This is a genomic window from Pseudomonas sp. B329 (genome assembly GCF_023127835.1).
GTDB classification, from domain to species: Bacteria; Pseudomonadota; Gammaproteobacteria; order Pseudomonadales; family Pseudomonadaceae; genus Aquipseudomonas; species Aquipseudomonas synxantha_A.
Genome location: NZ_SPKP01000027.1, coordinates 74,052 through 94,080, shown reverse-complemented (window position 1 = coordinate 94,080; position 20,029 = coordinate 74,052). Strand labels below are relative to the sequence as shown.

General features: G+C 54.2%; 18 protein-coding genes. 16 read left to right on the top strand and 2 right to left on the bottom strand.

Annotation, left to right across the window (positions count from 1 at the left end):
• Positions 1–104: 104 nt before the first annotated feature.
• Positions 105–896: a helix-turn-helix transcriptional regulator gene (locus E4P00_RS16055; protein WP_216090970.1), complete on the top strand. Its 792-nt coding sequence runs from the start codon at positions 105–107 to the stop codon at positions 894–896.
• Positions 897–1,421: 525 nt separating this feature from the next.
• Here E4P00_RS16055 and E4P00_RS16050 read toward each other — a convergent pair.
• The gene (locus E4P00_RS16050; RefSeq protein ID WP_348984611.1) at positions 1,422–5,057 is read right to left on the bottom strand and encodes a transporter substrate-binding domain-containing protein; all 3,636 of its coding nucleotides are present in this window, start codon (positions 5,055–5,057) and stop codon (positions 1,422–1,424) included.
• Between the two features lie 118 nt (positions 5,058–5,175).
• Positions 5,176–6,396 (bottom strand): EAL domain-containing response regulator, encoded by a 1,221-nt coding sequence (locus E4P00_RS16045; RefSeq protein ID WP_248132108.1) that lies wholly within the window; start codon positions 6,394–6,396, stop codon positions 5,176–5,178.
• Positions 6,397–6,600: 204 nt separating this feature from the next.
• On the opposite strand from E4P00_RS16045, the gene E4P00_RS16040 reads away from it, so the two are divergent.
• The 15 genes from E4P00_RS16040 to E4P00_RS15970 all read left to right on the top strand — a co-directional run bounded on the left by E4P00_RS16040 (position 6,601) and on the right by E4P00_RS15970 (position 19,986).
• Positions 6,601–7,227: a response regulator transcription factor gene (locus E4P00_RS16040; protein ID WP_248132106.1), complete on the top strand. Its 627-nt coding sequence runs from the start codon at positions 6,601–6,603 to the stop codon at positions 7,225–7,227.
• Positions 7,228–7,397: 170 nt separating this feature from the next.
• Positions 7,398–7,940 carry a fimbrial protein gene (locus E4P00_RS16035; RefSeq protein WP_248132104.1) on the top strand — a complete coding sequence of 181 codons (543 nt, stop codon included), beginning with the start codon at positions 7,398–7,400 and terminating at the stop codon, positions 7,938–7,940.
• Positions 7,941–8,010: 70 nt separating this feature from the next.
• Entirely contained in the window at positions 8,011–8,559 is a 549-nt protein-coding gene (locus E4P00_RS16030) for a hypothetical protein (RefSeq protein ID WP_248132102.1), read from the top strand.
• A gap of 24 nt (positions 8,560–8,583) precedes the next feature.
• The gene (locus E4P00_RS16025; protein WP_248132100.1) at positions 8,584–11,073 is read left to right on the top strand and encodes an outer membrane usher protein; all 2,490 of its coding nucleotides are present in this window, start codon (positions 8,584–8,586) and stop codon (positions 11,071–11,073) included.
• 24 nt (positions 11,074–11,097) lie between these two features.
• Complete coding sequence (locus tag E4P00_RS16020; RefSeq protein ID WP_248132098.1) at positions 11,098–11,853, top strand: fimbria/pilus periplasmic chaperone; 756 nt, start codon at positions 11,098–11,100, stop codon at positions 11,851–11,853.
• Positions 11,854–11,892: 39 nt separating this feature from the next.
• Positions 11,893–12,468, top strand: coding sequence for a fimbrial protein (locus tag E4P00_RS16015; RefSeq protein WP_248132096.1), 576 nt, complete (start codon positions 11,893–11,895; stop codon positions 12,466–12,468).
• A 10-nt stretch (positions 12,469–12,478) separates the two neighbouring features.
• Positions 12,479–12,964 (top strand): fimbrial protein, encoded by a 486-nt coding sequence (locus tag E4P00_RS16010; protein ID WP_248132094.1) that lies wholly within the window; start codon positions 12,479–12,481, stop codon positions 12,962–12,964.
• Positions 12,961–13,455, top strand: coding sequence for a fimbrial protein (locus tag E4P00_RS16005; RefSeq protein WP_248132092.1), 495 nt, complete (start codon positions 12,961–12,963; stop codon positions 13,453–13,455). The genes E4P00_RS16010 and E4P00_RS16005 overlap by 4 nt, the downstream gene beginning before the upstream one ends.
• Positions 13,456–13,463: 8 nt before the next feature.
• Positions 13,464–13,949 carry a fimbrial protein gene (locus E4P00_RS16000; protein ID WP_248132090.1) on the top strand — a complete coding sequence of 162 codons (486 nt, stop codon included), beginning with the start codon at positions 13,464–13,466 and terminating at the stop codon, positions 13,947–13,949.
• Positions 13,946–14,440: a fimbrial protein gene (locus tag E4P00_RS15995; protein ID WP_248132088.1), complete on the top strand. Its 495-nt coding sequence runs from the start codon at positions 13,946–13,948 to the stop codon at positions 14,438–14,440. Before E4P00_RS16000 ends, E4P00_RS15995 begins: the two co-directional genes overlap by 4 nt.
• 8 nt (positions 14,441–14,448) lie before the next feature.
• On the top strand, positions 14,449–14,991 hold the full coding sequence (locus E4P00_RS15990; protein WP_248132086.1) for a fimbrial protein: 543 nt from the start codon (positions 14,449–14,451) through the stop codon (positions 14,989–14,991).
• Between the two features lie 5 nt (positions 14,992–14,996).
• Positions 14,997–15,848, top strand: a complete 852-nt coding sequence (locus E4P00_RS15985) for a hypothetical protein (protein ID WP_248132084.1) — start codon at positions 14,997–14,999, stop codon at positions 15,846–15,848.
• A 449-nt stretch (positions 15,849–16,297) separates the two neighbouring features.
• Complete coding sequence (locus E4P00_RS15980; RefSeq protein WP_248132082.1) at positions 16,298–17,113, top strand: hypothetical protein; 816 nt, start codon at positions 16,298–16,300, stop codon at positions 17,111–17,113.
• Positions 17,114–17,427: 314 nt separating this feature from the next.
• On the top strand, positions 17,428–18,486 hold the full coding sequence (locus E4P00_RS15975; protein ID WP_248132080.1) for a haloacid dehalogenase-like hydrolase: 1,059 nt from the start codon (positions 17,428–17,430) through the stop codon (positions 18,484–18,486).
• A 150-nt stretch (positions 18,487–18,636) separates the two neighbouring features.
• Positions 18,637–19,986 carry an OprD family porin gene (locus tag E4P00_RS15970; RefSeq protein ID WP_248132078.1) on the top strand — a complete coding sequence of 450 codons (1,350 nt, stop codon included), beginning with the start codon at positions 18,637–18,639 and terminating at the stop codon, positions 19,984–19,986.
• The last annotated feature ends 43 nt before the right edge of the window (positions 19,987–20,029 follow it).

Genomic DNA, 20,029 nt, shown 5'->3' with positions numbered 1-20,029 from the left:
GGCTATCGTAAGCTCGGGGTGAATATACCGGGCGTTGTCGAATAGTAAATACCTACAAGTACTTAGCTCCGGCCTGCAAATCCCTAACCCTAAAGGGGTAGAACATGTCGCTTGACCTTCACAACCTGGCTTGGCACCGATCGGTTGGCAAACTGATCATGCAGCTTGATCGACCAGAGTTCTGGAGCTCATTGATTCGCGTATTGAATGAATATGTGCAGATAGACAACTGGGTTGTGCTGGTTTTCAGCGATCACGCCGTGCGGGTGATCAGCCTGCCGGAGGTGGCGGACAGCGAAGAAGTGGATGCCTTTATTCATCGGTATGTGAAAGGTCTTTACCTGCTGGACCCGTTTTATATCGCTAATCGGGAAAACCCGCAGAGCGGGTTCTTCCATCTGCTCGATATTGCGCCGGAACACTTTCTTGAAACCGAGTACTACCAGCAATATTTCGCGCAATACATCTCGGTCGATGAGGCGCAGTACAACGTGCAACTCGATGCCGACAGAACCTTGTGCATGTCGTTTGGCAGTAACGTGCGCTTCACCCAGGCGCAAGTCACGCTACTGGACATGATCAAGCCGTGGGTGACGGCAATGATGCATCAACGCATGTGCTTTGAAATTGACCCACAAAAGAACATCGCCGAACCGGCCCCATGGACTGAGGTGCTGACCCAGTTGGGCACACAAATAACAGCACGCGAGAAAGACGTGCTGAAGTTGCTGCTCAGCGGTTTTTCCAACAAGGAAATCGCCGGGAAGCTGGCGCTGTCGACTGAAACCATCAAAGTTCACCGCCGCAACCTCTACAGCAAGCTCAATATCAAATCGCAGTCCGAACTGTTTGCCCGATTTTTTATGCCAAGGCCGCAAGCCCATGCGGCCGTTTGAACGCGGCAAAACCGTATCTGGCCAAATTCAGCACAAACAAAAACGCCGATCATTTCTGATCGGCGTTTTCGTTGAATATGGAGCGGGAAACGAGACTCGCATCTGGCATCCGACCCATTGAAATATAAGGGATTTGTTTTCTTTCCGAAGCAGGAAAAGACTCAATTCTGGACTTGTTTTTGGGGTATTTCAAGAGAGGAAAAAGGGGTAATCCTAAGCAAGGCTATTGGATTCTACCCAAAGCCAATGGATGAACGATCATCAAGCTGGCAGTGTCATTTCCACAGGATCAACAGGGTATGAGTCCGCCCGAAAAGACGTCCCAACCTCCCCCCGCTCACCAGTCAACTCACAACCGACGAATATCGGCCAAGATTTAGGTCGTAGAATGCCTCGGTTTTCGAACAGTACGGCCGGAGTGCCGCCTCGGTCCCGATTGAATAAGCGAGTGCGGGCGAATTACTCGTTCATGTGCTAAAACCTGACCCGACTGCATCGGTAAACACTGGCAATTACAGTTTCCCATCAGCTGTGCAACAGCGCTTTTTCCAGGATAACTATGGCTGCTTCAACCTCCGCCACCGCATGCTGGAGTTGCTCAGGCGATCTCTTTGAATCCAGACACACCACCTCCAGGTGACGGCAACGATCAACCAACTGGTCACCATGGACCACACGTGCGGCACCTTTGATTCGATGCGCAAGTTGGTTCAGACTTTCGGTGTCCCCCACGTGCAACAAAGCGCTCAATACCTGACAGTCCTTGCGATTATTCTTGATCAGCTCGTCAAGGATATGGCGAAACTTCACCGGCTCACCGCTGATCAAAAGCTCCAGCGGGCCCAGATCGACCACCTGTATTTCTCCTGGCGCCAAAATCAACGGCTCTGCCCGAGAATGCGCCAACTGTGGAGTATCCGACTCGGCCCCTGGTTGAAGCTCCAGTAGACGAGCGTCCAACTCGTCCAGGCCGAGCGGCTTTATCAGGCAATCGTTCATACCGGCCTGGATGCACAGGTCAATCTCCTCTGGCTGAGCGTCCGCAGTCAACCCGATGATCACCGTAGCTTCCAGACCCCTATCACGTTCGGTTTGCCGAATCGCCCGTGTGAGATCGGCGCCAGTCATCACCGGCATGTGGCAGTCAGTGATAATGATATCGAAAGGATGCTCGCTCCAGCGCTCGAACGCCATTTGACCATTTTCCGCTTCGCAGACTTCATGGCCAAGAAAACTCAACTGTTGATGCAATACCTGGCGATTGACCCCGTGATCATCCACCACCATTATCTGCAACTGATACCGAGGCCGGGCCACGATCAATTCTGGTGCCTGCCGAACGTCAATGCGATCAAGCACTTGCAGGCGCATTTCGACATCAATCCGGGTACCACGGCCCAGCGCGCTGGTCAGCGTCACCGTCCCCCCCATCATTTCGCACAGGGAGCGGCAAATCACCAAGCCCAGGCCCGTGCCTTCAGTGTCCTGTACATTTCGCTGCGCCTGGACAAAAGGTCGGAACAAGCGTTGCTGATCGGTCGGGCCGATGCCTACACCCGTATCTTCGACAGTAAGGTTGATATTGAGCAGGCTGGCATTGACCAACACGCCGGAAATACTGACCTTGATCGAACCCTCGTCAGTGAACTTGATTGCATTGCTGACCAAATTGGAAAGGATCTGCTTGAAACGCAGGGCATCAACCAATACATCACAATTAATACTCGAGTCGATATCAAGAATCAGGTTCAAGCGCTTCTGCCGGGCCAAACCGTCGAACACCCTGGCCACCGACTCGACCAGCTCGCGCAGATTACCTCGCTTAGGCGACAAGCTCAGGCGCCCGGACTCTATACGCGCTATGTCGAGAATATCGCCGATCAGCTCCAGCAAGCTTTTTGCCGAGGTATGCGCGATTTCGATACTGGCACGGTCGATGGGTTTGCTATCGGCGAGCTTGAGCGCAAGCTCGAGAATACCGATCACCGCATTCATTGGTGTACGGATTTCATGACTCATGGTGGCCAGAAAGCTGGTCTTGGCACGACTGGCATCGTCTGCAAGATTCTTCGCCTCCTGTAACTGCTGCATCATCTGGCGATGCTCTGTGATGTCCAGCCAACCACAGATAACCCCCTTGATCACGCCCTTCGAATCCTGGAAAGGCTGAATCCAATGGTTGATCCACACTTCCTTGCCCTGTAACTGTACGGCATGCACCGACTCGATCGTCTTGCCGTCGCGCATTGCCTGCAGGTAGATACGGTGGAAATCCGGGAGGCTCGCGAATTTTTCCTGGGGTAACTGCTGTACTGTTTGGTTCAGTACCTGCTCGGCACTCAGGCCGACGCTTTTGAGGTAAGCGCGGTTGCAAGACAGCATGCGCCCATTGATATCACGCACATATAGGGGCGGCGGCATGCAGTCTGTCAGCGTCTCGACAAACTGCAATTGATCGTTGAGCTTGCGCTCGGCCTCAAGCCGCGCCTTGATCTGCCGGCGCAAGTAAATCACCCAGAACAACGACAGCAATAACAACAATGCGGCGCCAGCAACAATTTCATGGATCAGCCGCTCGTAATTAACCCAGGTTTGGCCGCTCATTCCTGGCGGAGAACGCCAGCGGTTGGAAATTGCATTGAGCTCATCCGGCGCAATGCTTTGCAAAACCTTGTCCACGATTGATTGAAGTTCAACATCGCTGCGACGCATCGCAAAGTTGACGGTGGCAGGTCCGACATCGAGCACTTGATTAATCACCAACTTGTCGCGAAATAACCGCTCGATGTAATAACGCGCTGCGGGTAGCGATACCATGGCGGCATCCACCTTGCCTTCATAAAGCAGGTTCATTGAATCCACCGAACCACCCGCCTGCTCCACTACCGCTTCGGGATAGCGCTTGCGCAACTCTTGTATGGCCACATGCCCTGTGGGAACGGCCAAACGTTTGTCGACCAGCCCCCCCAGGTTGCCTTGCTGTTCAATGTTGCTGAGCAGTACAAAAGGACTGGCAATCAGCGGCCTGGAAAAGCGCAAGTACTCTTCGCGCTCAGAACTTGCGGTCATCAACGCTAGATCCGCCTCGCCCTTGTGAAGGGCTTCGATAAGCTGCGGGAAACCGCCACTGCGCGAAACCACCTCGAAATGCAGGCCGGTACTCAGGGTGATCACTTCCAGTAAGTCGGCGATCCCACCGGAAAAAACGCCGCTCGAGTCGAAATATGCTCCTGGGGCCAAGTCGTCATTGATCACCAGCCGCGCAACGGGATGGCGTTCAATCCAGCGCAACTGCTCTACGGTGAGGTCGATGGGTTCTTCACTGGGGATGAAACTGTTCCCGACCCAGCGCTTGGCCAGATTACGCAGCTGATCGTCGCCGATAGATTCGATGGCGACGTTGATAAGCCGCTGCATACGTGTGTTGTCAGCACGCAACGCATAACTGTAACCGCTGACAGCTAAGTCCGCGAAACGCTCAAAACGCACATAGCCATAATACGAGCGATTGATCCGATAGTAGGCGCTGTACAGATCGTCCAGGTAAACGTCGGCTTGACCGAAGGCGGCAGCGGCAATTGCCTTGTCATGGTCGGCATAGACCCGCAAGTTGGCTCGCGGGTAACGTTGTTTCAACTCGGCACTGTGCTCGCCGGTAATCGCTACCCGTAAACCGGCGAGATCGGCAGGCGAATTCCGCGGTTCGGCATTACGCTTAAACAGTGCCAGTCGGTCCCGGGCATAAGGATGGCTGAAAAGCAGATTTTGGCGCGGCACAAAGCTGCCATGACTGCTCATTACATCGATGCTGCCCGCTTGCAGTGCCTTCTCGGCGTCCTCATCGCTGGCAAAGGAAATGACCTTCACCTTAAGGCCCAATAGCTGTGCAACCAGTGCGGTCGCATCGGCACTGATGCCTTCGTACTGGTTATCTTCGGCATTGACTGAGAACGGAGCTGACTCACCGAAGGATACGCCAACCTTGAGTTCGCCCTTGTGTCGCAGCCAATTCCAGTCGTCAGCAGAAATCGACGCCATATCGTGACGATCGATCCTCAACTGACTGGACAGCACCTGGGGGGCCAAAGGTAATGATGCTGCCTCTACCGAGGCGCAGCCCAGCAGCACGCAAAGGGACAGTCCGAAAGAGCGTAAATACATGCGAGATCAGAGACCTAAAGTGTCTGGAGGGACGGGAACCAATGTTGACGTTGTTTATCCAGGAACACCCATGGTGCTGGAGAACCGTCATAGCTGGCGCAATGATAGTCCAAAGCCGTCAGGATCGTTCGATGATCGGCACCGGTCCTGCGCTGCCGACCGTCTGCCCCATGCAGAAGTCGAAAAAATGACTCTCAGGCATCGGTCGGGCAAAAAGAAAGCCTTGGGCAAGGGTGCCACCCAATTCAATCAGGCGAGATTGTTGCTCAACGGTTTCCACGCCTTCGATGACCAGCGAGATTTCCAGTGCCCGCGCCAAGGCCACCGTACAACTGATAATCGCGGCGCTTCTGGGCTGATATTGCATTTTATGCACGAATGCCCGATCGAGCTTAATCTGGCTAAAGGGCAACTCACTGAGTCGATCCAGCGAGGAGTAGCCAGCACCAAAATCATCCATGGCCAGACCACAACCGAGGATTCGCAGGCGTAACAGATTTTCAAGGCTTATGGCCGGCGCACCGATCATCCCGGATTCAGTAATCTCGAACATCACATTTGCAGGCGGTACCTGCGAGCGTTTCAGCAACGCCGGGATACGTTCGGTAAGTCTATTACAGGCCAGTTGCGCAGGATGCAAGTTGAACGCCAGATTGATCTCCCGCCCTTTTGCTGCCAGTCGTTGGTGCAGGGCTAAACCCTGCTCGAACAAGCTCCAGAACATTCTGTCGATCAGATTGTGTTGCTCCATCAGCGGTAAAAAATGTGCAGGCGACAGCACTCCCCATTGTGGATGCGTCCAGCGCGCCAGCACCTCTGCGCCTACCAGCTGTTGTCCGTCCAGGGTGACTTTAGGCTGGTAATACGCCTCGAATTCACCGTTGTCCAGCCCTTGCTGTACGTCGCCCAGGGTCGGCAGTTCTGCGCACGACAATGCTCTGGGTGCGGCGTTGCGGTGTGTGTGGTAGCGCTTGACCAACTGACGGAACCCCGCCAGGTTGAAGGGTTTGCCCAGATCACCGAGATAGGTCAGGCCAAGGCAGTGAATCATCGCTACAGTGGCCTGACGCAGCAATGGTTCCAGCTCACTGCACAGCACCACCGAACGGACTTTGCCACAGCTGCTGGCATAACGCAGGAAAGCCAGGCCATCCATACCTGCCATTCGCAGATCACACAGAACAATATCGACAACGCTACAGGTGGCCATGATCGCAATCGCTTCATGGCCATCCGCCGCTTGTAGAATCCTATGGGGTAGAATTTTTTCCAGCGCGGTCACGGTGACAAGGCGCTGGAAGGGTTCGTCCTCCAGGACAAGAACAGTCAAATCTTGCATCACAAGCCTACACGCCAAAAAAGGGAGAGCAGTGTGAAAGGCCTTCCCCCTACACCCCCATAAGATATTTCCCACAAACAAGAAGAATTTTCCTAAGATAAACCACCAGAATTTACGACACGGCCCTGCCTGGCTAATGATGTTGAACTTTTACAGCCAGGCTGTACCGCTCCGTGATAAACGCGCCCTCAGGTTAAAGACACTATGCATAGCGTTCTAATAGTTGACGATCATCCGGTGATTCGGCTTGCCGTCAAGGTTCTGCTTGAAAAGCACGGCATGCGTGTGGTGGGTGAAGCAGACAATGGCATTGATGCTGTTCAGCTCGTTCGCGAACTGACACCTCAAGTGGTCATCCTTGATATCGGCATTCCAAAACTCGACGGGTTTACCGTTATTTCCCGTATCAAAGCCCTCAATGTTCGCAGCGAGATACTCATACTCACCTCACAACCAGCCGACGCGGTTTGTCGCCGCTGTATTCAGCTAGGCGCGCGTGGTTTTATCAGCAAAGAAGAAGATCTCGGTAGTTTGATCAGCGCTATTAAAGCTGTCGAGGCCGGCTATAACTTCTTTCCCACCCTCGCCTCTGACAGCGTCAACGCTTCGGAGCAACTGACTGAGCATGCTCAGATTCAATCGCTGACTGCGCGAGAAGTAACCGTATTGCAGTATCTGGCCCAGGGTTTCACCAACAAACAGATTGGTGAAAAACTTTTTCTCAGTAACAAAACTGTCAGCACCTACAAAACCCGCCTGCTGCAAAAACTGGGGGCTACTTCACTGGTCGATTTGGCTGAGTTTGCCAAGCGCAACGCACTGACACCCTGATGAGGCGAAACGCAATGTAGGAAATTTCCGATGGCCATGTCGGCAACGTCCTACTCACTTCTACCCGCTCCACTTCTAGACTTGCTCCAGCTCAACGGTACACAGATACCAGAGCTTAGAGTTCTATTGAGTCCACTTCCAGGACATCAACTTCAATCTAGGAGTTTTAAATGAAAGTCAGTACGTTGGCCAGCGCAGTAATTGCAATGACCCTGGCAGCAACTTCGGCTGTGAGTGTTGCCGCAGATAAGGGTCACGGAGTCGTCACCTTCAAAGGTTCGATTATTGATGCGCCTTGCTCTATCTCTCAAGAGTCGCAGTACCAGACCGTCGAAATGGATCAGATTGCCAACGTCGCCCTGAAGAACGGTGGCAAATCCCCGTTGACACCATTCAAGATCCAACTACTCGGCTGTGAATTGGACACTTTGAAGTCTGCCAGTGCGAAGTTCACCGGTTCGCCGGCGGCCAACCCTGATCTGCTGCAACTCAAAGGTAGCGCCGCAGGCGCCAGCCTGGCTATTGCCGACTACAACGGTGAATTGCTCAAGCTCGGCACCGAGTCGGCCGCACAGACGCTGTCTGATGGCGATAGCTACCTGCTCTTCAACGCCTACTTGCAGGGTGACGTGGCGGCTGGAGAAGGTACAGCAGCCGTTGTCACTCCAGGTAACTTCGAAACTTTCGCCAACTTCACCCTCAGCTATCAGTAACACGCAACGTCACTGAGGTGCCCCGGAGCATGTGCACACACGTGCTCCGGGGAAGCTTGCGGAGGTTTAGATGATTCGGTCACCCGTCGTGCTGTTAATACCTCTGCTTCTGTATACCTTCGGCCAGCCTGTCTGTGCTATTGAGCCAATGGTTAACTCTGCACTCGAGGGCCGTGTGCAACTGGCAGGAAGCATTGTCGACAGTGCGTGCACCATCCGCGTGGGCAATGAAAGCCAGACGATTGATTTTAAACCCACAGTACTTAATGAATTAGTGCATGGCAACACATCACCTCAACAACCTTTGAACATCTACATCACCGATTGCGTCACTTCTAACTCGCGCAGTGCCCCCCCCTCGTCGCAGCAATTCAAATTAACATTTGAAGGCGCGGGCGAAGGTAAACACTTTAGTCTTCAGGGCGCGGCTAAAGGCATTGCATTGCAGATAAAAAATACGCAAGGAACGTTGATCTCTCCCGGCATGTTACTTGAGCACGGCTCACTGTCCGCGGACACATTAATGCTCAATTATTCGCTGACACTAGTGGGTATCGGGCAAGCGCTAGAAGCTGGCAATTATCACGCCACGATCAAGCTGAGCATTCAGCACTTCTAAACTGTCGCTCAAGGATTTAGTCACGTGGATCACCATAAAATACTGGCGACCACTGCATTATGCTGTATTGCAGCGTGGGCAGGTGCGGCCGAAGAATTCCAATTCAATACCGATGTACTGGACCTCAAAGATCGCGAGAACCTCGATCTTGGGGTGTTTGCTTCGGCAAACTTCATCATGCCCGGCCAATACAGCCTGATGGTACATGTGAACCGCGACACATTGACGGAATTCCCGGTCACCTATCTTCCTGAGGATAACGATCCAAAAAGTAGTCTGGCCTGTCTTTCGCCGGAACTGGTCAATGAGATGGGTTTAAAAGAACAGATCATGAATGCCCTGACGTGGTGGCACGCGGGTGCCTGCCTGGATCTCGCCAGTGTTCCTGGCATGCTGGCGCGTGGCGACCTGGGTACTTCCGGTTTGTATGTGAGTATCCCGCAGGAACACTTGGAATACACTGCGGCAAACTGGGATCCGCCCTCACGCTGGGACGATGGCATTACCGGGCTGCTATTCGACTACAACCTCAACGCCCAAACCACCGAGCGCAAGCGAAGCAAAGGTCGCAGCGACACCCTCAGTGGCAACGGCACTGCTGGCCTGAACCTGGGCCCATGGCGCTTGCGCGGCGAATGGCAAAGCCAGGTGCAACGCAGTGCTGACCAGCCGTCACAACAGCAATTTGCCTGGAGCCGCTTTTATGCGCTGCGGGCCATGCCGTCCCTGCGTTCGAACTTGATCGTTGGCGAAGACTACTTGGACTCCAACCTGTTTGGCAGCTTTCGCTATACCGGCGCCAGCCTGAACAGCAACGATAACATGCTGCCACCTAACCTCAGGGGTTACGCGCCTGAAGTCAGCGGCGTGGCCCGTAGCAACGCCCGCGTGGTGATTCGGCAACAGGGCCGGGTGCTTTACGACACCCAGGTGCCCCCAGGCCAGTTTCGTATTCAGGATCTCAATGACGCTGTCAGCGGTCGACTTGACGTGCGCGTTGAAGAGCAGGATGGCAGCGTCCAGGAGTTTCAGATGGATACTGCCAGCATCCCCTACCTGACCCGTCCAGGGACGGTGCGTTACAAGCTGGCCGCCGGTAAACCCTCTGACTGGGAACATCAGCTGGATGGTCCAGCCTTTGCCACCGGCGAGTTTTCCTGGGGGATAAACAATGGCTGGTCATTGTATGGCGGCGGTCTCGGCGCGAAGGACTACGGCTCCCTGGCCATCGGCATGGGCCGTGACCTAATGGCCTTCGGCGCGTTGTCGTTCGACGTCACTCAGTCGCGGGCCACACTGCCGGGCAAGGAAACGCTGAGCGGCAAGTCCTACCGTGCCAGCTATTCCAAGCGCTTCGATGAGTACGACAGCCAAGTCACCTTCGCCGGCTATCGCTTCTCTGAAGAGGACTACCTGAGCATGAACGAATTCATCGAAACCCGGCGTGGCGACCGGCCACTGAACCAGAGCAAGGAACTCTACACAGCAACGGTGAGCAAGCAGTTTCGTGATTCCGATGTCAGCGTTTACTTCAACTACAACCACCAGACCTACTGGAATAGCCAGGCGAGTGATCGCTACAGCCTGTCGTTGTCGCGCTACTTCAATGTGGGTGGTTTGAAAAACCTCAGCTTGTCGCTGACGGCCTACCAAAACAAGGGCGGCGGTACCTCCGATGATGGCGCCTACTTGTCGGTCAGTGTTCCCTGGGACGCCACCGGCTCGGTCAGCTACACCTCCTCGGTCAGTCGCGGTGAAAGCACCCATAGTTTGAGTTACTACGACCGTCTCGATGAGCGTAACCACTACATGCTCAGTGCCGGCAAGTCCTCAAGAGGCGAAACCGCCAGCGGTTTCCTGTCCCACGACGGCGACCAGGCTCAGATGGTTGCCAGTGCCAGCTACGAGACCGGTGAGTACACCTCGGCCGGCCTCTCTCTACAAGGCGGCGCCACGTTGACCGGCGAAGGCGCAGCGCTGCACCGCAACACCGTGATGGGCGGCACCCGGCTGCTGGTCGACACCCAGGGCGTGGCGGATGTGCCGGTACGTGGTAACGGCGGGACAACCCGTACCAACCGGTTCGGCAAGGCGGTCATTACCGACGTGAACAGCTACTACCGTAACCACGCCAGCATTGTGCTGGACAGCCTGGCCGACGATGTCGAAGCCACCCAATCGACCACCCAGGCGACCTTAACCGAAGGTGCGATTGGCTATCGCCGCTTCGATGTCATCGCCGGCCACAAGGCCATGGTCATTATCCGCATGACTAACCGTGGCGCACCGCCCTTTGGCGCGACCGCACAGAACAGCCGAGGCCAGGACACCGGCATTGTCGGGGAAGAAGGATCGACCTACCTGAGCGGCATGAAGCCGGGCGAAACCATGTCCCTGCATTGGGATGGCAGCGCACGCTGCAGTTTCACCCTGCCCGACCGCGTTGTATCGCTTGAACGACAACTGGAGCTGCTGTGCCAGCCCGTCAGCGAGGCGGAAAACTCCGCCGCTTAATCCATTGCTACAGGTACTTATAAGATGATCAATTTCAAGCGCAACACCCTCCCCCTGCTCGCCTTGATCGGTGCATGCTCGGCGCAGACCAGCCTGGCAGCCGTGTCACTGGACCGTACTCGAGTAATTTTTACCGGCAACGAAAAATCGGTCAGCTTGAGCATCAGCAACCAGAACCCCCAACTGCCTTACCTGGCCCAGGCCTGGATCGAAAACGAACAGGCAGAGAAGATCACCACCCCGCTGGTGGTACTGCCTCCCATCCAGCGTCTGGAGGCCGGCGGCAGCAGTCAGTTAAAGATCCAGGGGTTGCCTGAATTACGTCAACTGCCCCAGGACCGCGAGTCGCTGTTCTATTTCAACTTGCGGGAAATCCCACCTCGCAGTGAAAAACCGAACACCTTGCAGATCGCCTTGCAGACGCGGGTGAAGCTGTTCTATCGGCCAGTCGCAATTGCCACGACGGTGGGTGCGAATGAAGCACCATGGCAGGAAAAGCTAACCCTGACCCGTCAAAATGACCGCTATCTGGTGAACAACCCGACGCCCTACTACGTCACCGTGATCGATGCCACGCGCGATCTTAAAGCCAGTAGCGCCGCTGACTTCAAACCCTTGATGATCGCTCCAAAGGGTCAGTTGGACCTGGGTTTGAACAGTGGGGTATTGGGCGACAAGCCGGTGCTGACCTACGTCAATGACTATGGCGGTCGCCCACAACTGCAGTTCAGTTGTACCGCAGCCACCTGCACCGCCAGCCCCATCGTCAGCAAACGCTGACACACAAGCCATGACCTATTCACCTGGGTGGAAATCATGATGCCTGGAACCCGTAGCTACCTGGTTGCCTTGCTCTGCTGTGCAAGTGTTTCAACCTTGTCTCAAGCCGCTGATAACTCAGCACAGACAGCTGAGTTTCGGGTGACGGGGACCTTGCTTGAGAGCGCCTGTTATCTGGACCCGAGCTCGACCTATCAGAGCGTGTACCTGGGCGACATAAGTACTGTCCGACTGATGCACGTTGGTGATCAAGGCACTCCGGTGGCCCTTCAACTCAAGTTGCAAGGCTGTGTGCGCAGTGATGGCGGCCGACGTGATAACCAGCATGGAACCCTGGTCTGGAGCGCGATCGAGCCGGTGGCTTCGCTGACCTTCAACTCCGTGGCCGACGCTGACACCCCCGAATTGATTAAGGTGGCTGGCGCCAAGGGGTTCGGCCTGCGCCTACTCAACGTCAACGGCCAAGACGTACACCTGGGACGAACTGCACCGGCCTGGTTCGTCTCACCGGGAGATAATCAGTTGACCTATTACATCCGCCCTGAACGCACTGTGGCGCCTTTGCGCCCTGGCCCCTTCCGCGCCAGCCTCAATGTGAAGCTGGAATATGACTGAGGAGACCGGAATGACTGCCGTACGTACTGTACTTATGGCAATGCTGCTTGGCAGTGCGTCGTTGATAAATGCCGCCGAAAAACAGGTGACGATCAAAGGTACCGTCTTTGCATCAATTCCTTGTGTGATCAACAACAACAAACCCATTACCGCGTCGTTTGGCGATGTGCAGATCGAAAAAATCGATGGCGCCTACAAGACCATCACCCTGGATTACTCGCTCAACTGCACGAACGCGACGACCAATGAATTACGGATGTATGTGCTCGGAGGCGTTACTTGGTTCGATAGCAAGGCGCTGGCAATACGGAACAATGACAACATCGGCGTCGCCCTGATAAAAGACGGCACGCGGCTGACGCTGAACAATTGGTTCAACTTCGATCCCCGCAAGCAACCTGTGTTGCAAGCCGTGCTGGTGAAATACAGCCTATTCAGTAAAGTCAACGCAGGTGCGTTCCAGGCCAGCGCAACCTTGGCGGTGGATTATCAATGAAAAATCCATATCGTATTTTGGCAATACTGTCGGTTGCTGCCCTGCCTCTGCAGTGCTTTGGCGAAGACAACCTGCAATTTACCGGCACCCTCATAGCGCCCCCACCCTGCACCATCAGCGACAAGGGCGGGCCTATCAACGTGCATTTCGAAGGCAACATCGCGATCAGTAAAATCGATGGCGCGCAATATCGCCGCCAGGCAATTCCCTACCAAATCGCATGCCCGGGTGCGCCCCAAACCGCCCGCATGACCCTGACACTCATGGGCGCGGTGGCGAATTTCGACCCGACCGCACTGAAAACCTCGATAGACGGCCTGGGCATCAGGGTACTACTCGATGGTAGCGCAATGCAGCCCCACCGGATAAACACCATCAATGCATCCGGAACAATGCCCAAGCTGGAGGCGGTACCCGTAAAGCTGATCGGCGCAACGTTACCCAGTACCACCTTCCGAGCCTCGGCACTGCTGATCGCCGAACTCTACTAGGAGCATCTATGAACAAGTGGGCCATAACCCTCAGCGCCTGCATCGGCACCAGCCTCTGGTTGTCTGCGGCACATGCAGCAGAAGACAACCTGTTTTTCTCCGGAATTCTGGTGAGCGAACCTTGCGTGATCAACAACAACAAGCCCGTTACCGCGTCGTTTGGCGATGTGCAGACCGAAAAAATCGATGGTGTCTACAAGAGCATCACCCTGGATTACTCTCTCAACTGCGACAGCGAGACGACCAATGGATTACGCATGTATGTCGGAGGCGTTACGGGGTTCGATAGCAAGGCGCTGGCAATACGGAACAATGACGACATCGGCATCGCCCTGATAAAAGACGGCACGCGGCTGACGCTGAACAATTGGTTCGACTTCGATCCCCGCAAGCAACCGGTGTTGCAAGCCGTGCTGGTGAAATACAGCCTATTCAGTAAGGTCAACGCAGGTGCGTTCCAGACCAGCGCAACCTTGGCGGTGGATTATCAATGAAAAATCCATATCGTATTTTAGCAATACTGTCGGTTGCTGCCCTGCCTCTGCAGTGCTTTGGCGAAGACAACCTGCAATTTACCGGCACCCTCATAGCGCCCCCACCCTGCACCATCAGCGACAAGGGCGGGCCTATCAACGTGCATTTCGAAGGCAACATCGCGATCAGTAAAATCGATGGCGCGCAATATCGCCGCCAGGCAATTCCCTACCAAATCGCATGCCCGGGTGCGCCCCAAACCGCCCGCATGACCCTGACACTCAGGGGCGCTGTGGCGAATTTCGACCCGACCGCACTGAAAACCTCGATAGACGGCCTGGGCATCAGGGTACTACTCGATGGTAGCGCAATGCAGCCCCACCGGATAAACACCATCAATGCATCCGGAACAATGCCCAAGCTGGAGGCGGTACCCGTAAAGCTGATCGGCGCAACGTTACCCAGTACCACCTTCCGAGCCTCGGCACTGCTGATCGCCGAACTCTACTAGGAGCATCTATGGGCAAGTGGGCCATAACCCTGAGCGTCTGCATCGGCACCAGCCTCTGGTTGTCTGCGGCGCATGCAACAGAAGACAACCTGTCTTTCTCCGGCATTCTGGTGAACGAACCTTGCGTGCTTGCGGTGGAAGATGAAGTCATCGAACTGGATTTCAAAAGCGTGGTAAACAAAGACCTCTATCTGAACGGCAGGACTCGCGGGCACCCTATCAGTTTGCGTCTGAAAAATTGCGAACTGGACGTCGGCAAGCACATGGTCAGCATCACCTTTATCGCCCTTCGTGGTACCGAAAGCATCGAGCCACCAGGGCTGCTGATAGTACAGAGCGCAAACGTTCATGGCCTGTTGGTAGGGCTGGAGACCGCTGGCGGCACTCCATTGCCTTTGAACAAGACTCACAGTATGGGAAAGCTGGCCAGCGGCGACAACCTTGTCAGCTTCAACGCTTACCTGCAAGGAGACCCCAAGGCACTGGTCAATCGCTCACTAGGACTGGGCGACTTTTACGCGTCTCTCACTTTTGCCTTGAACTACGAGTAACTATCATGACAAAACCTTACAGAGTCGCTCTGCGCAGCACACTGTTAGCCGTGCTGTCATGCGCAGCCATGGCACAAGCGCAAGCCTTCAATATCGTCTCAACGGAAACCCGGTATGTGCCGGATGGCATACTTCATAACTTTGAAGTAAACAACTGGTCAATGAATGATCCATCACCCAGTCCATGCGAGGATCCTAATGCGACTAAAAACGGAAAGTGCCACGTTACACTCGCAATCCGTCGAAACGCCGGGAACGCGAACATCCTCTATATACTGGGCAAACCCTACACATGGACTGTACCGAGTCGTCGGAAAAGCACCATGGGAACCTTTCTACTTGACCTTATGGTCCAGGGCTTCCAAATCCCGTTCAATGGCTCGGTGCTGGACACACAAAGTGTTTACACCGATGAAACTTGCATCGGTTTCGTTGCGGCGCCATACGAGCCAGGCACGATAGGCGCTGGCAATTTTTTCGGACATTGCCAACGCGTTAAGCCGCCAATGCTGCAATGCGAGATCAATGGCGATACAACCATCGACCACAAGAGCCTGCCCGACAATGCGTTGGACGGCGCGACGGCCTCCCTCCAACTGAATGTGCAATGTAAAGGTCAGGCCAGCGTAACTGTCTCAGCAAGTAGATCAAACAGCTATGGCGTGCAGCTCAGAAGCGACGGCAGTCTTTACTCGAAGATCACCCTCAACGGCAAAGATGCCACGAATGGCATCAACCTGCCGGTTGTCGCTGGCCAGGCCACCCCGATCAACGTCACCTCGACCTTAAGTACCCGCGGAACTGTTGCTCCAGGCGGTTTTTCCGGTTCCACGGTGATTACCGTTTCACCACCTTGAAGGACCAAAGGGTAGTGTGACCGAACGACGACCGAACATACCGTGCAGGATCTACCTATCCTAAGCGGGTCTGTTAACTCATTGAACAGCCGTTGCTGAGTCATGCGAATACAGCATGTAATGCGAGTTTCGGTTCGAAGATTTTATCGAGTTCAACGACGGTTTAAAATCGGGCTGCTCGGCAGAACGCGAGCATGGGAAAGTGCCTATCCGACCTTCAGCGCGAGCGTTTCCAAATGCCTTTCAATGGTTCAGGGTTAATTCCAAAAAGGCAGTATCACTAATGAAACTTGCATAGGTTTCGTTGCCACAACATACAGCTCAACCGGGATAGGCGGTGGCCAATTTTTCGGACCCTGCGTGAGTACAGAGTGCAAATATTCATAGCCTGTTGGCAGAGCTAGAGAGCATTGGCGACACACCGTTGCCGTGAATTATGAGTAACTATCATGAGAAAATTTTACAGAATCACTCTACGCAGCACACTGTTAGCCGTGCTGTCATGCGCAGCCATGGCTCAAGCGCAAGCCTACAATATCGTCTCGACGGGGAGTCAATATGAGTCACAAGGGGTCCGCTACTTCTTTGAAGTGACAAACTGGTCACCGACTGACCCCTCACCCAGCCCATGCGAGACAGCAAACCCTGAAAAAAAAATATGCCGTGTTGCGCTTTCCGGAATCGACTTCGGGGTGATGGCAAGCTCCTTTCAACAATGGGACTTACCAGCCTATCCGAAGACCAATCTGGGTACCTTGCTAGTAGACCTTCAGAGTAAGGGTTTTCAGGCAAAGAATTCGATACTGGTCGACCGTAACAGGAGGGTTTGCATTAGTTTCCTCGCTGCGGTGACGAGCGGTGGTGGCGTACAAATGGCGCCTTTCGGACCATGCACACCCGTTATGGCGCCTGCGCTGCAATGCGACATTCAGGGCGATACTACCATTGACCACAAAAGCCTGCCCGACAATGCCCTGGACGGCGCGAAGGCCTCTCTCCTACTGAATGTACAATGCAAGGGGGGTCCAGCCAGCTTGATCGTCTCGGCAAGCAGATCAAACAGCAATGGTGTGCAACTCAGAAGCGACGGCAGCCTTTACTCAAAAATCACCGTTAATAACGAAGACGCTACACAGGGCATCAATGTCCAGGTTTCTGATGGCACAACCGCTATGCTCAACATCACCTCTACCCTGAGCACACATGGAACAGTCGAGCCCGGCTCATTCTCCGGCTCTACCGTTGTTACTGTTTCACCGCCTTGAGGGCCAAAGGGTAGTCAGATGTGAGCGCGTCGGACATGGCGTACCTCCATTGAGAGCGCGAAGAAACCTGCGACTGCACCTCAGCCTGCTTCAGGCATCAGACCGAACTATCTCATCCACACCGCGCGCCGCACTAATCGTGCCAACCACAACCGGCTTATTATCGTCGCCGCATGACCTTGTCGTTTTTAGAAGATGAAATGGCGCATAGACGTATGACGGTGGCGCGTTCAAGACGAAAACGGTCGCCCTTGAATGAAAGCTTTAACGCGGACGTTGTTTACTTCCTGAACCTCACTTAGGGAGAACCGCCAATGAAACTCGCACCGAAGTTGTATGCCGCCGTGCTCTGCCTGGGGCTCGCCAGCCAAGCCATTGCAGCCACCGAGCTCAAACATTGGCCGACCCCCGTGGCAAAACAACTGGACACGATGATCGCCGCGAATGCCAACAAGGGCAATTACGCTGTCTTCGACATGGACAACACCAGTTACCGGTATGACCTGGAAGAGTCCTTGCTGCCGTATATGGAGAATAAGGGCCTGATCACGCGGGACACCCTCGACCCTTCACTGAAACTGATGCCCTTCAAAGATACTGCCGAGCACAAGGAAAGCCTGTTCAGCTACTACTATCGCCTCTGCGAAATTGACGACATGGTTTGCTACCCCTGGGTGGCCCAGGTGTTTTCGGGCTTCACCCTCAAAGAACTCAAAGGCTACGTCGATGAATTGATGGCCTTGGATAAGCCGGTGCCCGTCAGCTACTTTGAAGGCGGCGTAGTCAAGAATACTGAGGTCCAACCACCGAAAATTTTCACCGGCCAGGTCGAATTGTTCAACAAGCTGATGGAAAACGGCATCGACGTTTATGTAATGACCGCAGCTTCCGAAGAATTGGTGCGCATGGTCGCCTCAGACCCCAAATATGGTTACAACGTCAAGCCGCAAAACGTGATCGGTGTAACGCTGTTACTCAAGGATCGCAAGACTGGCGAGCTGACGACAGCGCGTAAACAGGTGACTGAAGGTATATACAACGAGAGCGCAAACCTCGGTCTGGAACTGACTCCCTATCTTTGGACCCCTGGCACATGGATGGCCGGTAAGCATGCGGCCATCCTGACCTATATCGACGAATGGAAAAAACCTGTGTTGGTGGCTGGTGACACCCCCACCAGTGACGGTTACATGCTGTTCCATGATGTTGACGTAACCAAGGGCGGTATCCATCTATGGATCAACCGCAAAGACAAGTATATGGCGCAATTGAACGGCATGATCGCCAAACATGCTGCGGCTCAGGCTAAAGAAGGGTTGCCGGTGACTGCGGACAAGAACTGGGCGATCGTGAAACCGGCCGACATTCAGTAATCAATAACCCGTCGTGGCAAGCAATTAAGTTTCTGCAGTATTTTTACTGCAGTTAACTACGATTAAAGATGATCTGTCTCTATAAAAAGACTTCCCGAATAATCACTTCAGGCGAAGCAATAACACTTTCGACCACTAAAGGGGCACATCATGAAACGTATAATGAAGTGGAGCATGATCGCGTTGGTCGCTACGGCAACCAATCATCAAGTTGGTATGGCCGCGCCTTTTGTGAGCAACCAAGCGGACGCCAAAGGTTTTGTAGAGGGCAGCAAGCTCGATTTACTCCTACGTAACTACTACTACAACCGGAATAAAACGGCGGGTGGCGTTGACGATAAAGACTGGGCGCAGGGGCTACAGGGCACCTTAAAGTCTGGCTACACGCAGGGCACCGTGGGTGTCGGTATAGATGCTTTTGGTTATCTGGGCCTCAAGCTCGACGGTCAAGATAAGTACTCAGGCTCAGGCAACTTGAGCGTTGATAGCCGAGGCAGGAACCATGAAAGCTTTGGCAAGGCCGGGGCAGCCCTGAAAGTCCGTATTTCCAAGACTGAGTTGAAAGTCGGTGATCTGCAGCCGAACACCAGCCCGGTATTCGCGGTCGGCGGGTCTCGCCTGCTCCCGCAAACGGCCAGTGGTTTTCAATTGCAGAGCAGCGAGATCGATAACCTTGATGTCGAAGCGGGACACTTTTACTCGTCCACCAGCCAGGATGAAACCAATCGAGATGGTAATCTTTGGGCTTATTACGCTCACGTTGATGCCAAGACAGTCGATTATGCCGGTGGCAGGTACGCCATCAGCGAGAACCTGAGCGCATCGCTTTACGCATCCAAGTTTGAAGACATTTGGAAGCAATACTACGCCAACCTTACTTACATTGTTCCCCTGGCCGATAGCCAGTCCATTACCTTGGGCGGCAACATTTACCGCACGACCGACACCGGCCAAGCCAAAGCAGGCGATATTAACAATACGGCTTTTTCCCTGAGTGCCGCCTACGCCTTCCTCAAGGCTCACACCGTTACCGTTGCCTTTCAGAAAATCAATGGCGATACACCTTTCGACTACATCGGTGTCGGTGACAATGACCGTAGTGGTAACTCTGTCCTCCTCGCCAACTCCATTCAGTATTCTGACTTCAATGGCCCAAATGAGAAGTCCGCACAAGTTCGCTATGACATTAAAATGGCCGAGTATGGCGTCCCTGGCTTGAGCTTTATGAGCCGTTACGTCAAGGGCTGGGACATTGATGGCACTGGCCTGCCTGGCAACAGCGTCTATCGCAAAAGAAATGGCTCCCCGCTGTATGGTGCAGACGGCAAACACCATGAAACCAACCTTGAGGCCAGGTATATAGTCCAGTCTGGGCCGGCTAAGGATTTATCGTTCCGCCTTCGTCAAGCGTGGCACAGCGCGAACGCCGACCAAGGTGAAGGTGATATATCTGAGTTCCGGTTGATCGTTGATTATCCGATTCCAGTTTCTTTCTTATAAAACCTAGAACGTCCTAAGCGCTCACGCCGTCGCTTTTTGTATA